Source organism: Klebsiella sp. JN_Kp127 (genome assembly GCF_040062505.1).
GTDB lineage: Bacteria > Pseudomonadota > Gammaproteobacteria > Enterobacterales > Enterobacteriaceae > Klebsiella > Klebsiella quasipneumoniae.
This window is the reverse complement of the sequence record NZ_JBEAHS010000003.1, coordinates 121,348-135,692: the sequence shown is the minus strand read 5'-3', so window position 1 is coordinate 135,692 and position 14,345 is coordinate 121,348. Positions and strand designations below refer to the sequence as shown.

Sequence of the window (14,345 nt, the reverse complement as noted above, 5' to 3'; positions counted from 1 at the left end):
CTTTATTCAGGAATATGATCGTGTAGACGCGAGCAACGTTACCTTTTTGCGCACGGGGGAGTCATGAACGTTTCGCTATGGAGCAGTAATAATCTGCTATCGGCAGAGGGGCGTGAGCCGCTTCACATTCGGGCAATAAAAAGGGCGGATGATCATCCGCCCTTAAGAGAGAGAAAAGATGACGCTCAGGCGTTCTGGCTTTCCGCCGCTTCCGACTGCTTGGGCACCAGCACCGTTGGCTTGTTATCGATGCGGGTCACCAGCAGCTGGTCGATACGGTAGTTGTCGATATCCACGACCTCGAACTTATAGCCGGAGAACTTCACCGCGTCGGTGCGCTTGGGGATTTTACGCAGCATAAACATCATAAAGCCGCCGATGGTCTCGTAGTTCCCGGACTGCGGAAACTCGTCGATATCCAGCACGCGCATCACGTCATCAATCGGCGTACCGCCATCGATCAGCCACGAGTTTTCATCGCGAGCGACGATCTGCTCTTCCAGCCCCTGGCCGACGAGATCGCCCATCAAAGTCGTCATCACGTCGTTAAGGGTGATGATCCCGACCACCAGCGCATATTCATTCATGATCACCGCGAAGTCTTCCCCGGCGGTTTTGAAACTTTCCAGCGCTTCGGAGAGGGTCAGGGTATCCGGGACGATCAGCGTGTTGCGGATCTGCACGCCGCCGGTCAGCACCAGGCTCTGGTTCGCCAGCACGCGGTTCAGCAGATCTTTGGAATCGACGTAGCCGATAATATGGTCGATATCTTCATTACAGACGAGGAACTTCGAGTGCGGATGCTCGGCCACTTTATTCTTCAGGCTCTGCTCGTCTTCATGCAAATCAAACCAAATGACGCTTTCACGCGGGGTCATGGAGGAAGGAACGGTGCGGGACTCCAGCTCGAACACGTTCTCAATCAGCTCATGCTCCTGCTTGCGCAGCACCCCGGCCAGCGCGCCGGCCTCGACCACGGCATAGATATCGTCGGAGGTGATATCGTCTTTCCGCACCATCGGCAGTTTGAAGATGCGGAAGATCATATTAGCCATGCCGTTAAACAACCACACCAGCGGGCGGAAGACTAACAGGCAGAAGCGCATCGGGTTGATGATGCGCAGTGCCACGGTTTCGGGCGCAATCATACCGATGCGTTTCGGAGTCAGGTCAGCAAACAGGATGAACAAGCTGGTGACCAGGGTAAAAGAGATGATGAAGCTCAGCTGCTCGGAGAGCTCCGGTGACATATACCCGCTGAGCAGGCTATAAAACGCCGGGGAGAAGGCCGCGTCGCCCACGATACCGCCCAGAATGGCGACGGCGTTAAGGCCAATCTGCACAACGGTAAAGAAGGTGCCCGGGTTCTCCTGCATCTTCAGCACCCGCTGTGCGTTGACGTTGCCTTCATCGGCCAGCAGTTTCAGTTTGATTTTACGTGAGGCGGCCAGTGAGATTTCCGATATCGAAAAAAAGGCACTGACGGCTATCAGACAGAGTATTACTAAAATACTGTTTAACATATCTTTTCTGACCGTTGAGGTCAGATCCTCGGAAGGGAAGTTGATAACTCAAATGTGGAATACATAAAAAACCGGTCCGAAGGCGCTGGACCGGCTGTCACACTGGGTAGTATAGCGTAAGGGAATGTAAAGCCGCCAGAGCGTTCATTAACCGCCTCGCTGTTGAGGCGGAAATCAGAATTACGCCTGAGGCGGCAGGCAGACGCCAATGCCGCCGATGCCGCAATAGCCGTGCGGGTTCTTATACAGATACTGCTGGTGATCGTCCTCGGCATAGTAGAACGGTTTGGCGGTGGCGATCTCGGTGGTGATGTGCCGGGTATCGTGCGCGTCGTTCATCGCCGCCTGGAAGCGCGCGAGGCTGGCCTTTGCCGCTTCCGTCTGTTCCGGCGTCAACGGGTAAATCGCCGAACGGTACTGGGTGCCGTGGTCGTTACCCTGTCTCATTCCCTGCGCCGGGTCGTGATTTTCCCAGAACACCTGCAATAACTGCTCATAGCTGATGACCTGCGGATCGTAGACCACGCGCACCGCTTCCGCGTGACCGGTCTGGCCGCTGCACACTTCGCGATAGGTCGGATTGGGCGTATAGCCGCCAGTGTAGCCGGCGGCGGTGCTGTAAACCCCCGGCAATTGCCAGAACAGACGTTCAACTCCCCAGAAGCAGCCCATGGCGAACAGCGCGACTTCCATCCCCGCCGGGACGTTGGTCATCGAGTGGCCGTTAACTGCGTGGAGCGTCGCCACTGGCATCGGGGTATTGCGTCCAGGCAGCGCATCCGCCTGGGCGACAAGATGCGTTTTATCAAATAGACTCACGGTGGGCCTCTCAATACAGAAATCGTCGTTAAGGTTGTAACGAAGCGTGTCTTTTAACACAATAAATACGCGTAATACGTCTAGATTAATACATAAGAATTATTTGGGTTATTGCCACTTTTTCAACCCTACGTTGTTAGGGTTTTGTTAAGCCGTGGAGCGGCGCCAGTGTTTCCTGTAGGGGGAAACAGGGATATTCAGGAGAAAATGTGCTAAAAATCCGCCAGTTATGTGTCACCAGCCTTTTGCTGGTCAGCGGGATCGCCAGCGCAGCGAATGTGCGTTTGCAGGTTGAAGGATTATCCGGGGAGCTGGAGAAAAACGTTCGCGCCCAGCTTTCCACCATCCAGAGTGATGAGGTCACGCCGGATCGTCGCTTTCGCGCGCGCGTCGATGACGCCATTCGCGAAGGTCTGAAAGCGCTGGGGTATTACGAGCCGACGATTGAATTTGATCTTCGTCCGCCGCCGAAAAGGGGCCGTCAGGTGCTGATCGCCAAAGTGACCCCGGGTGAGCCGGTGCGCATTGGCGGCACCGAGGTGATTCTGCGCGGCGGCGCCCGCACCGACAGCGACTATCTGGCGCTGTTGAAAACCCGCCCGGCCATCGGGACGGTGCTCAACCACGGCGATTACGACGGTTTCAAGAGCTCCCTGACCCGCGTCGCCCTGCGCAAAGGCTACTTTGACAGCGAGTTCAATAAAAGCCAGCTGGGGGTCTCCCTCGACCGCCATCAGGCGTTCTGGGATATCGATTACGACAGCGGCGAACGCTATCGCTTTGGCCACGTCACCTTCTCCGGATCGCAAATCCGTGATGAATACCTGCAAAACCTCGTGCCGTTTAAAGAGGGCGACTACTACACCTCTCAGGACCTGGCCGAGCTAAACCGCCGCCTGGCGGCGACCGGGTGGTTCAGTTCGGTGGTGGTGGCGCCTGATTTTGCTAAGTCACGGAAAACCAAGGTGCTGCCTCTGCAGGGCGTTGTCTCGCCACGCAAAGAGAACACCGTGGAAACCGGGGTAGGGTACTCCACAGACGTCGGTCCGCGGGTAAAAGCCACGTGGAAAAAACCGTGGATGAACTCCTATGGCCACAGCCTGACCTCCAGCGTCAGCCTCTCCGCCCCGGAGCAGCAGTTCGACTTCACCTATAAAGTCCCGCTGCTCAAGAGCCCGCTCGAGCAGTACTATCTGATGCAGGGCGGCTTTAAGCGTACCGATCTCAATGACACCCAGGCTGACTCTACCACCCTTGGGTTGTCGCGTTTCTGGGAGATGTCGAGCGGCTGGCAGCGGGCGATCAACCTGCGCTGGAGCCTGGACCACTTTACCCAGGCGAACGTCACCAACACCACCATGCTGATTTACCCTGGGGTCTCGGTGAACCGCACTCGCTCCCGCGGCGGCCTGATGCCCACCTGGGGCGATTCCCAGCGCTACTCGGTGGACTACTCCAACACCATGTGGGGCTCGGACATCAACTTCATCGTGATGCAGGCCCAGGACGTCTGGATCCGTACCCTCTATGACCGCCACCGCTTTGTGGTGCGCGGCAACCTGGGCTGGATCGAAGCGGACAACTTTGACAAGGTGCCGCCGGACCTGCGCTTTTTCGCCGGGGGCGATCGCAGTATTCGCGGCTATAAATACAAATCCATCTCGCCGAAGGATGATGACGGCAAGCTGATCGGGGCCTCGAAGCTGGCCACCGGCTCGCTGGAATATCAGTACAACGTCAGCGGCAAATGGTGGGGCGCCGTGTTTGTCGATAGCGGCGAAGCGGTCAGCGATATTCGCGAAAGTGATTTTAAAACCGGCGCCGGGGTGGGCGTGCGCTGGCAGTCGCCGGTGGGGCCGATCAAGCTGGATATCGCCCGGCCAATCGGCGACAAAGAAGAGCATGGTTTACAGTTTTACATCGGTCTGGGGCCTGAATTATGAGTTTATGGAAGAAGATAAGCCTCGGCGTCTTAATCGTGTTGGTCCTCCTGCTGGGCACCGTCGGGTTCCTGGTGGGCACCACCACCGGCTTGCATCTGGTGTTCAAAGCGGCGGATCGCTGGGTACCGGGGCTGGAAATCGGCAAAGTGACCGGCGGCTGGCGTGATTTAACCCTCGATAATGTCCGCTATGAGCAGCCCGGCGTGGCGGTCACCGCCGGCCAGTTTCATCTTAGCGTCAGGTTGCGCTGCCTGTGGGACAGCAGTCTGTGCGTAAACGACATCTCGCTGCGCGATATTTACGTCGCCGTCGATACGAAGAAGATGCCGCCCTCTGCGCCGGTCGAGGAAGAGGACAGCGGGCCGCTGAATCTCTCCACCCCTTATCCGATCGCCCTCAGCCGCGTCGCGCTGCATAACGTCAACGTCAAAATCGACGATACCGCGGTCTCTGTGCGCGATTTTTCCACCGGCCTGAACTGGCAGGAGAAAAACCTGACCCTGACGCCGACCTCGCTGCAGGGGCTGCTGATCGCCCTGCCGAAGGTGGCGAAAGTAGCGCAGGAGCAGGTGGTTGAACCGAAAATCGACAACCCGCAGCCGCAGGAAAAACCGCTCGGCGAGACGATGACCGACCTCTTCTCGCAGCCGGTGCTGCCGGCGATGACCGACGTCCATCTGCCGCTGAACCTCAATATTGAGGCGTTCCGCGGCGAGCAGCTGCGCCTCACCGGCGATACCGATATCACCGTGTATAACCTGCTGCTGAAAGTCAGCAGTATCGACGGGCAGATGAAGCTCGACGCCCTCGACATCGACTCCGATCAGGGCAAAGTCACCGCCTCGGGCAGCGCCCAGCTGCAGGATAACTGGCCGGTAGACATCACCCTCGACGGAACGCTGAACATCGACCCGATGAAAGGGGAGAAAGTGCAGCTGAAGGTGGGCGGCGAGATACGTAAAACGCTTAAGGTCGGGGTGGACTTAAGCGGGCCGGTAGCGGCCACGCTGCGGGCGGACGCGCAGCTGGCGGAGGCCGGGCTGCCGCTCAATATGGAGCTGAAGAGCAAGCAGCTCGCCTGGCCGTTCAGCGGCGAGAAGCAGTTCCAGGCCGACGACGTCCAGCTGAAGTTCAGCGGCAAAATGACCGACTACGCGCTGGCCTTCTCCACCGCGGTGAAAGGCCAGTCGCTGCCGCCGGCGAAAATCGCCCTCAACGCCAAAGGCAATGAGCGGCAGATCAATCTCGACAAGCTGACGGTCAATGCCCTGGAAGGGAAAACCGAGCTGAAGGCGCTCCTCGACTGGCAGCAGGCGATCAGCTGGCGCGGCGAGCTGACCCTCGATGGCATCAACACCGCCAAAGAGGTGCCGGACTGGCCGTCGAAGCTCAACGGCAGGATCAAGACCCAGGGCAGCCTGTACGGCGGCAGCTGGCAGATGTCGGTGCCGGAGCTGAAAATTACCGGCAACGTGAAACAGAACAAGGTGGATGTCTCCGGCTCGCTGCAGGGCAACAGCTATCTGCAGTGGAAGATCCCGGGGCTGCATCTGGCGTTAGGCCCGAACAGCGCCGATATCAAAGGCGAGCTGGGGGTGAAGGATCTGAATCTCGACGCCACCATCGATGCGCCGCACCTGGATAATGCGCTGCCGGGGCTCGGCGGGACGGCGAAGGGGCTGGTGAAAGTGCGCGGCACTGTCGATGCGCCGCAGCTGCTGGCGGACATCACCGCCCGGGCGCTGCGCTGGCAGGAGCTGAGCATCGCCCAGGTCAACGTCAAAGGGGATGTGAAATCCACCGATCAGATTGGCGGCAACCTGGACGTGCGGGTGGATCGCATCAGCCAGCCGGGGGTGAATATCAGCCTGGTGCAGCTCAATGCCAAAGGCACTGAGAAGCAACATGAGCTGCGGCTGCGGGTGCAGGGCGATCCGGTTTCCGGCCAGCTGGCGCTGGCGGGCAGCTTCGATCGTCAGGCCGAGCGCTGGAGAGGCGCGCTAAGCGATACCCGCTTCCAGACGCCGGTGGGGCCAGTAGCGCTGACGCGCAGTATTGCGCTGGACTACCGTAACCAGGAGCAGAAAATCAGCATCGGGCCACACTGCTGGACCAACCCGAACGCCGAACTCTGCGTGCCTGAGACCATTGACGCGGGCGCCAGCGGGCGGGCGCGGGTGAATCTCAACCGCTTCGACCTGGCGATGCTTAAGCCGTTTATGCCGGAGGCGACCCAGGCCAGCGGCGTGTTTACCGGTAATGCCGATGTCAGCTGGGACACCACCAAAGAGGGGCTGCCGCAGGGCAAAGTGACCCTCAGCGGGCGCAACGTCAAAGTGACCCAGGTGGTCAATGACGCCCCGCTGCCGGTGGCGTTCGATACGCTGAACCTCAGCGCCGATCTGCACAACAATCGCGCGGAGCTGGGCTGGCTTATCCGCCTGACCAACAATGGCCAGCTGGATGGGCAGGTGCAGGTCACCGACCCGCAGGGGCGGCGTAACCTCGGCGGCAACGTCAATATCAGCAACTTCTCGCTGGCGATGATCAACCCGATTTTCGCCCGCGGTGAAAAGGCGGAGGGACGGCTCAATGCCCGTCTGCGCCTGGGCGGCAACGTGAAAAGTCCACAGCTGTTCGGCCAGATGCAGCTAAGCGGGGTGGATATCGACGGCAACTTTATGCCGTTTGATATGCAGCCGAGCCAGCTGGCGATGAACTTCAACGGTACGCGCTCGACCCTGCAGGGGACGGTGAACACCCGTCAGGGGCAAATCGCCCTTAGCGGGAACGCCGACTGGACGCAGATCGATAACTGGCGGGCGCAGATTGCGGCGAAAGGCAGCCGGGTGCGGATCACCGTGCCGCCGATGGTCCGTCTCGATGTATCGCCGGACGTGGTGTTTACCGCCACGCCAAGCCTGTTCAACCTCGATGGCAAGGTGGATGTGCCCTGGGCGCGGATCGTGGTCAACGAGGTGCCGGAGAGCGCGGTCGGCGTGTCGTCGGACGAAGTGATGCTCGACAAAAACCTCAAGCCGATTAAGCAGCAGAGCGCCGGGATCCCGATCAACAGCAACCTGACGATCCACGTCGGCAACAACGTTCGTCTGGAAGCCTTCGGTCTGAAAGCGCGTCTGACCGGCGATCTGAAAGTGGCGCAGGACAAGCAGGGGCTGGGACTCAACGGGCAGATCAATATTCCGGACGGCCGCTTCCACGCCTATGGCCAGGATTTGATTGTGCGCAAAGGGGAGCTGCTGTTCTCCGGTCCGCCGGATCAGCCGTTGCTGAATATCGAAGCGATTCGTAACCCGGATGCCACCGAAGACGACGTGATCGCTGGCGTTCGCGTCACCGGCTCCGCCGATCAGCCGAAAGCGGAGATCTTCTCCGACCCGGTTATGTCCCAGCAGGAAGCGCTCTCTTATCTGCTGCGCGGCCAGGGTTTGAGCAGCGGACAGAGCGATAGCGCCGCGATGACCTCAATGCTTATTGGTATGGGGGTTGCACAAAGTGGTCAGGTTGTGGGTAAAATCGGCGAGACGTTTGGCGTAAGCAATTTGGCGTTGGACACCGAAGGGGTAGGCGACTCTTCCCAGGTGGTGGTCAGCGGCTATGTACTGCCGGGTCTGCAGGTAAAATACGGGGTCGGTATCTTCGATTCCCTGGCGACGCTGACTTTACGTTATCGCCTGATGCCTAAGCTATATGTGGAAGCGGTGTCTGGCATCGACCAGGCGCTCGATTTGCTCTATCAGTTTGAGTTTTAGCAATGCGAATATTTGTTTACGGCAGTTTACGACGCAAACAAGGCAACAGCCACTGGATGACCAACGCCCAGTGGCTGGGCGCTCATAGTGTCGACGATTATCAGCTGTACAGCCTGGGCCACTATCCAGGCGCGGTGCCCGGCGAAGGCACAGTACATGGTGAAGTTTATCGTATTGATGCATCGACGCTGGCCGAACTGGATGCGCTCCGCACCAAGGGGGGCGAGTATGCGCGCCACCTGATTCAGACGCCTTACGGCAGCGCATGGATGTATGTCTATCAACGTTCCGTTGAGGGTTGTACGTTGATAGCGAACGGCAACTGGTTGGATCGCGACCAGTATTAACCACGACAGCGCCACCTTCGGGTGGCGTTGTTTTTTCTGCGCCCGCCTCTTACCAGAGCGGCAGATAATCTCTCGCCAGCCACATCGTGGAAGCCAGCGTCGTCAGCGCGTGGAATAACTGCCGTTGTCCAGGCGGCGGGCGCCAGGATGCAGAGGCTGATGAGTCTTCAGGCGGTCAAAAAGCAAGGGGTCGTTAAAATAGCGTTTATCGGTATAAAAGACATGGTCGCCGGCGATAAGGCGCAGATACCCCTGTTTTTCAGAGGCGGCGGTTGTGAAGCCAGAAAAGTTAAGCGTGAAATAGCGAACGCTTTTCACGGGACACCCTCCATGGTGTTATCGCGGCTATCCGTGCCGCAATCAGGCAGGGTATGACCCTGCCTGAGACAGAATTACTTCTGCTTAGCGCGCTCGAAAGAGGCAACGATTTCAGCTTTCGCCGCTTCTGCGTTGTCCCAACCGTCGACTTTAACCCACTTGCCTTTTTCCAGATCTTTGTAGTGCTCAAAGAAGTGAGTGATCTGGGCTTTCAGCAGTTCCGGCAGGTCGTTCACATCGTTGATGTGATCGTATTCTTTGCTCAGCTTGGTGTGCGGTACCGCAACCAGTTTCGCATCTTCACCGGATTCGTCGGTCATCTTCAGAACGCCAACCGGACGGCAGCGGATCACGGAGCCCGGCTGCAGCGGGTACGGGGTCGGGACCAGCACGTCAACCGGGTCGCCGTCCAGGGACAGGGTGTGGTTGATGTAGCCGTAGTTGCACGGATAGAACATCGCTGTGGACATGAAACGGTCAACGAACAGTGCACCGCTCTCTTTGTCGACTTCGTATTTGATGGGATCTGCGTTCGCCGGGATCTCGATCACGACGTAGATGTCTTCCGGCAGATCTTTGCCCGCAGGTACGTTGAGTAAGCTCATGTCTGTTTCCTTTAAAATGTATGGCAAACAAGTGCTCGGTATTATAGCCAACTCACATCGAATGTCTTCGCTTCTTTTTCCCGATCTCGCCGTGGAGTGCTCTGAATTTTGCGCGCAATAATGGCATGAAAATCCATAAACATAGCCACATCATGAATAAATTTATGTAACCGTTTTCATTGCATGTGATTGATTTATCAAACCGCTTAAAAAAACGTCATAAACCGCAACAGCCGCGCTCCCTGCGAAGCCTTATCGGCTCTCCGCTGGGCAATGGGGCCGTCATTAACATCTCATTTACTTTTTTGAAGTGTGATGTAACGCATTCAGTTACATCACCGATTGTCTATAGTTTGTCCGCAGGTGAGACTTTAACCAACAATAACCCTACGAGGATACCCTTATGTGGAAGCGCTTACTTCTTGTCACAGCAGTTTCCGCAGCTATGTCGTCTATGGCGATAGCTGCCCCGCTAACCGTAGGTTTTTCGCAGGTCGGTTCTGAATCCGGCTGGCGTGCGGCAGAAACCAGCGTCGCGAAAGAGGAAGCCGCCAAGCGCGGTATCACGCTGAAGATCGCAGATGGTCAGCAAAAACAGGAAAACCAGATCAAAGCGGTGCGCTCCTTTATCGCCCAGGGGGTAGACGCGATCTTCATTGCGCCGGTGGTGGCTACCGGCTGGGAGCCGGTGCTGAAAGAGGCGAAAGAGGCCAAAATCCCGGTCTTCCTCCTCGACCGTTCCATTGATGTGAAAGATAAAGATCTCTACATGACCACCGTGACCGCCAACAACGTGCTGGAAGGTCAGCTGATTGGCGACTGGCTGGTGAAAACCGTCGACGGTAAGCCGTGTAACGTCGTGGAACTGCAGGGCACCGTCGGGGCCAGCGTGGCCATCGACCGTAAGAAAGGCTTCGCTGACGCCATCGCCAAAGCGTCGAATATCAAAATCATCCGCTCTCAGTCCGGCGACTTCACCCGCAGCAAAGGGAAAGAGGTTATGGAGAGCTTTATCAAGGCTGAGAATAACGGCAAAAACATCTGCATGGTATTCGCTCATAACGACGATATGGCCATCGGCGCCATCCAGGCCATTAAAGAAGCTGGCCTGAAGCCGGGCAAAGATATTCTGACCGGCTCCATCGACGGCGTGCCGGATATCTATAAAGCGATGATCGCCGGCGAAGCCAACGCCAGCGTCGAGCTGACGCCAAATATGGCCGGCCCGGCGTTTGATGCGCTGGAGAAATACAAAAAAGACGGCACCCTGCCGGAGAAGCTGACCATTACCAAATCGACGCTGTATCTGCCGGATACGGCGAAAGAAGAATTAGAGAAGAAGAAAAATATGGGCTACTGAGTGGATAGCCCCTCATCCCGCCCCTCTCCTCAGCCGGAGAGGGTAACAGGCAGCGTTCCAGCAACCCCGGCAAGCACAGCGCGAGCCGGGGCAACCTGACATCATTTGAAGGTGATATCGATTATGAGCGCCGAGGCACACCAGGAGATCCTTCGCACCGAAGGACTCAGTAAATTCTTCCCCGGCGTTAAGGCGCTGGATAACGTCAACTTTAGCCTGCGGCGCGGCGAAATCATGGCCCTGTTGGGCGAAAACGGCGCCGGGAAATCGACGCTGATCAAAGCGCTTACCGGCGTTTACCATGCCGATCGCGGCACTATCTGGCTGGAAGGCCAGGCCATTTCCCCGAAAAATACCGCCCATGCCCAGCAGCTGGGGATCGGCACTGTCTACCAGGAAGTGAACCTGCTGCCCAATATGTCGGTGGCGGATAACCTGTTCATCGGCCGTGAGCCGCGGCGGTTTGGCCTGCTGCGGCGGAAAGAGATGGAGACCAGGGCAACGGCGCTGATGGCCTCCTACGGCTTTTCCCTCGATGTGCGCGAGCCGCTGAACCGCTTTTCAGTGGCGATGCAGCAGATCGTCGCTATCTGCCGGGCCATCGACCTGTCGGCCAAGGTGCTGATCCTCGACGAGCCCACCGCCAGCCTCGATACCCAGGAGGTGGAGATGCTGTTTACCCTGATGCGCCAGCTCAGGGATAACGGCGTCAGCCTGATCTTCGTCACCCATTTTCTCGACCAGGTCTATGCGGTCAGCGACCGCATTACCGTGCTGCGCAACGGCAGCTTCGTCGGCTGCCGCGAGACCCGCGAACTGCCGCAGATTGAGCTGGTGAAAATGATGCTGGGCCGCGAACTGGACCACAACGCCCTGCAGCGGGCGGGCCGAACCCTGCTGAGCGATAAGCCGGTGGCGGCATTTGAAGGCTACGGTAAAAAAGGCACCATCGCCCCGTTCGACCTGCAGGTGCGTCCGGGCGAAATCGTTGGCCTCGCCGGCCTGTTGGGTTCCGGCCGCACTGAAACCGCCGAGGTGATCTTCGGTATTAAAACGGCGGACAGCGGGAAGGCGTGGATCAAAGGCAAACCGCAAACCCTGCGTTCTCCGCATCAGGCCTCCTGCCTCGGGATCGGCTTCTGTCCGGAGGATCGCAAAACCGACGGCATTATCGCCGCCGCCTCGGTGCGGGAAAATATCGTCCTCGCTCTGCAGGCGCAGCGCGGCTGGCTGCGGCCGATACCCCGGCGCGAACAGAACGAGATCGCCGAGCGCTTTATTCGCCAGCTGGGGATCCGCACCCCCAGCGCGGAGCAGCCGATCGAGTTTCTCTCCGGCGGCAACCAGCAGAAGGTGCTGCTTTCCCGCTGGCTGCTGACCAAACCGCAGTTCCTGATCCTCGATGAGCCGACCCGCGGCATCGACGTTGGCGCCCATGCGGAAATCATTCGCCTGATTGAAACCCTCTGCGCCGATGGCCTGGCGCTGCTGGTCATCTCCTCTGAACTGGAGGAGCTGGTGGGTTACGCCGATCGGGTCATTATCATGCGCGATCGCCGGCAGGTGGCCGAGATCCCGCTCGCCGAGCTCTCTGTACCGGCGATCATGAACGCAATTGCGGCATAAGGAGTAACCCATGATGCCTCGATCTCTTTCGCAAACCGGCCCGGAGAAGCGACGCTTCACCTGGCCGAAGGGCACCCCGCAGATCATTGCCCTGCTGCTGGTTCTGCTGGTCGACAGCCTGGTGGCGCCCCATTTTTATCAGGTGGTGCTCCAGGATGGCCGCCTGTTTGGCAGCCCAATCGATATTCTCAACCGCGCCGCCCCGGTGGCGCTGCTGGCCATCGGCATGACGCTGGTGATCGCCACCGGCGGCATCGACCTGTCGGTGGGGGCGGTGATGGCGATAGCCGGCGCGACGGCCGCCTCGATGACCGTCGCCGGTCACAGCCTGCCGGTGGTGCTGCTGGCCTCGCTGGCGGCGGGCGCGCTGGCCGGGCTGTGGAACGGCATTCTCGTGGCGGTCCTTAAGATCCAGCCCTTTGTGGCGACGCTGATCCTGATGGTGGCCGGACGCGGGGTGGCGCAGTTGATCACCGCCGGGCAGATCGTCACCTTTGATTCCCCGGCGCTGGCGTGGCTCGGCAGCGGATCGTTCCTCCTGTTTCCGACGCCGGTGATCATCGCCGCCGCGACCCTGCTGCTGTTCTGGCTGTTTACCCGCAAAACGGCGCTGGGCATGTTTATCGAAGCGGTAGGGATCAATATCCGCGCGGCGAAAAACGCCGGCGTCAATACCCGCATCGTGGTGATGCTGGCCTATGTCCTGAGCGGCGTCTGCGCGGCGATCGCCGGGATCATCGTGGCGGCGGACATTCGCGGCGCGGATGCCAATAACGCCGGGCTATGGCTTGAGCTGGACGCCATTCTGGCGGTGGTCATCGGCGGCGCTTCGCTGATGGGCGGGCGCTTCAACCTGCTGCTGTCGGTGGTGGGGGCGCTGATTATCCAGGGAATGAACACCGGGATTTTGCTCTCCGGCTTCCCGCCGGAGCTCAACCAGGTGGTGAAAGCGGTGGTGGTGCTGTGCGTACTGATTGTCCAGTCGCCGCGCTTTATCGGTTTACTGAAAGGGGTACGCGGCCATGATAAAACGTAATTTACCGTTGATGATCACCCTCGCGGTGTTTGTGCTGGGCTATCTCTACTGCCTGACGCAATTCCCCGGCTTTGCCTCGACGCGGGTGATCTGCAATATCCTGACGGATAACGCCTTCCTCGGGATCATCGCCGTGGGCATGACCTTCGTGATCCTCTCCGGCGGGATCGATCTGTCTGTCGGGTCGGTGATCGCCTTTACCGGCGTCTTTCTCGCCAAAGCGATTGGCTTTTGGGGAATATCACCGCTGGTGGCGTTTCCGCTGGTGCTGGTGATGGGCTGCGCCTTCGGCGCGTTTATGGGGCTGCTGATTGACGCCCTGAAGATCCCGGCCTTTATCATCACCCTCGCCGGCATGTTCTTCCTGCGCGGCGTGAGCTATCTGGTGTCAGAGGAGTCGATCCCGATTAACCACCCGGTGTACGAAACCCTGTCCGGGCTGGCATGGACCATTCCCGGCGGCGGACGCCTCAGCGCCATGGGGCTGCTGATGCTGCTGGTGGTGGTGGCCGGTATTTTTGTCGCCCACCGCACCCGCTTCGGCAACCAGGTGTATGCCATTGGCGGCAACGCGACGTCGGCGAATTTAATGGGGATTTCCACCCGCAGCGCCACGATCCGTATCTATATGCTCTCCACCGGGCTGGCGACGCTGGCCGGGATCGTCTTTTCCATTTATACCCAGGCGGGCTATGCGCTGGCGGGCGTCGGCGTGGAGCTGGACGCCATTGCCTCGGTGGTGATCGGCGGCACGCTGCTCAGCGGCGGCGTCGGCACTGTGCTGGGAACCCTGTTCGGGGTGGCGATCCAGGGGCTGATTCAGACCTACATCAACTTCGACGGCACCCTCAGCTCATGGTGGACCAAAATCGCCATCGGCATTTTGCTGTTTATCTTTATCGCGCTGCAGCGTGGGCTGACCGTGCTGTGGGAAAACCGGCAGAATGCGGCGGTCACGCGGGTGAGCGGGGCGGGGAGTCGCTAAGAGAGAGGCT

Annotated in this window: 10 protein-coding genes and 1 pseudogene; 7 read left to right on the top strand and 4 right to left on the bottom strand. The window is 58.9% G+C overall.

The genetic code is table 11. The features are described 5' to 3' along the window. Positions 1-185: 185 nt before the first annotated feature. Positions 186-1,523: a hemolysin family protein gene (locus ABLV04_RS02425; RefSeq protein WP_023291742.1), complete on the bottom strand. Its 1,338-nt coding sequence runs from the start codon at positions 1,521-1,523 to the stop codon at positions 186-188. 180 nt (positions 1,524-1,703) lie between these two features. Next, the gene (gene msrA, locus ABLV04_RS02420; RefSeq protein ID WP_002886721.1) at positions 1,704-2,342 is read right to left on the bottom strand and encodes a peptide-methionine (S)-S-oxide reductase MsrA; all 639 of its coding nucleotides are present in this window, start codon (positions 2,340-2,342) and stop codon (positions 1,704-1,706) included. A gap of 209 nt (positions 2,343-2,551) precedes the next feature. On the opposite strand from msrA, the gene tamA reads away from it, so the two are divergent. From tamA to ABLV04_RS02405, 3 genes are read left to right on the top strand one after another with little or no spacing between them, the layout of a single operon-like run. After that, positions 2,552-4,285 (top strand): autotransporter assembly complex protein TamA, encoded by a 1,734-nt coding sequence (gene tamA / locus ABLV04_RS02415; protein WP_023291743.1) that lies wholly within the window; start codon positions 2,552-2,554, stop codon positions 4,283-4,285. Next, positions 4,282-8,058 (top strand): autotransporter assembly complex protein TamB, encoded by a 3,777-nt coding sequence (gene tamB / locus ABLV04_RS02410; protein WP_348815306.1) that lies wholly within the window; start codon positions 4,282-4,284, stop codon positions 8,056-8,058. Before tamA ends, tamB begins: the two co-directional genes overlap by 4 nt. A 2-nt stretch (positions 8,059-8,060) precedes the next feature. Beyond that, positions 8,061-8,405 carry a gamma-glutamylcyclotransferase gene (locus ABLV04_RS02405; protein WP_002886724.1) on the top strand — a complete coding sequence of 115 codons (345 nt, stop codon included), beginning with the start codon at positions 8,061-8,063 and terminating at the stop codon, positions 8,403-8,405. A 114-nt stretch (positions 8,406-8,519) separates the two neighbouring features. On the opposite strand, the pseudogene ABLV04_RS02400 reads toward ABLV04_RS02405, so the two are convergent. Next, a pseudogene (locus ABLV04_RS02400) lies at positions 8,520-8,723 on the bottom strand (hypothetical protein); the annotation flags it as partial. 74 nt (positions 8,724-8,797) lie between these two features. Further along, positions 8,798-9,328, bottom strand: coding sequence for an inorganic diphosphatase (gene ppa, locus ABLV04_RS02395; RefSeq protein WP_002886766.1), 531 nt, complete (start codon positions 9,326-9,328; stop codon positions 8,798-8,800). A gap of 403 nt (positions 9,329-9,731) precedes the next feature. Between ppa and ytfQ the strand changes: the two genes are divergently transcribed. The 4 genes from ytfQ (at position 9,732) to yjfF (ending at position 14,335) form a co-directional block, all read left to right on the top strand. Further along, positions 9,732-10,688 (top strand): galactofuranose ABC transporter, galactofuranose-binding protein YtfQ, encoded by a 957-nt coding sequence (gene ytfQ, locus ABLV04_RS02390; RefSeq protein ID WP_002886769.1) that lies wholly within the window; start codon positions 9,732-9,734, stop codon positions 10,686-10,688. Positions 10,689-10,811: 123 nt separating this feature from the next. Then, positions 10,812-12,314 (top strand): galactofuranose ABC transporter, ATP-binding protein YtfR, encoded by a 1,503-nt coding sequence (gene ytfR, locus ABLV04_RS02385; RefSeq protein ID WP_044525196.1) that lies wholly within the window; start codon positions 10,812-10,814, stop codon positions 12,312-12,314. Between the two features lie 10 nt (positions 12,315-12,324). After that, complete coding sequence (gene ytfT / locus ABLV04_RS02380; protein WP_023291747.1) at positions 12,325-13,350, top strand: galactofuranose ABC transporter, ATP-binding protein YtfT; 1,026 nt, start codon at positions 12,325-12,327, stop codon at positions 13,348-13,350. After that, complete coding sequence (yjfF, locus tag ABLV04_RS02375) at positions 13,337-14,335, top strand: galactofuranose ABC transporter, permease protein YjfF (protein ID WP_180266218.1); 999 nt, start codon at positions 13,337-13,339, stop codon at positions 14,333-14,335. The genes ytfT and yjfF overlap by 14 nt, the downstream gene beginning before the upstream one ends. Positions 14,336-14,345 lie beyond the last annotated feature (10 nt).

What these genes read in the sequence shown, in the direction of transcription:
- ABLV04_RS02425 (WP_023291742.1), bottom strand. Translation starts at nt 1,523, where the DNA reads ATGTTAAACAGTATTTTAGTAATACTCTGTCTGATAGCCGTCAGTGCC.
- tamB (WP_348815306.1), top strand. Translation starts at nt 4,282, where the DNA reads ATGAGTTTATGGAAGAAGATAAGCCTCGGCGTCTTAATCGTGTTGGTC.
- ABLV04_RS02405 (WP_002886724.1), top strand. Translation starts at nt 8,061, where the DNA reads ATGCGAATATTTGTTTACGGCAGTTTACGACGCAAACAAGGCAACAGC.
- ppa (WP_002886766.1), bottom strand. Translation starts at nt 9,328, where the DNA reads ATGAGCTTACTCAACGTACCTGCGGGCAAAGATCTGCCGGAAGACATC.
- ytfQ (WP_002886769.1), top strand. Translation starts at nt 9,732, where the DNA reads ATGTGGAAGCGCTTACTTCTTGTCACAGCAGTTTCCGCAGCTATGTCG.
- ytfR (WP_044525196.1), top strand. Translation starts at nt 10,812, where the DNA reads ATGAGCGCCGAGGCACACCAGGAGATCCTTCGCACCGAAGGACTCAGT.
- ytfT (WP_023291747.1), top strand. Translation starts at nt 12,325, where the DNA reads ATGATGCCTCGATCTCTTTCGCAAACCGGCCCGGAGAAGCGACGCTTC.
- yjfF (WP_180266218.1), top strand. Translation starts at nt 13,337, where the DNA reads ATGATAAAACGTAATTTACCGTTGATGATCACCCTCGCGGTGTTTGTG.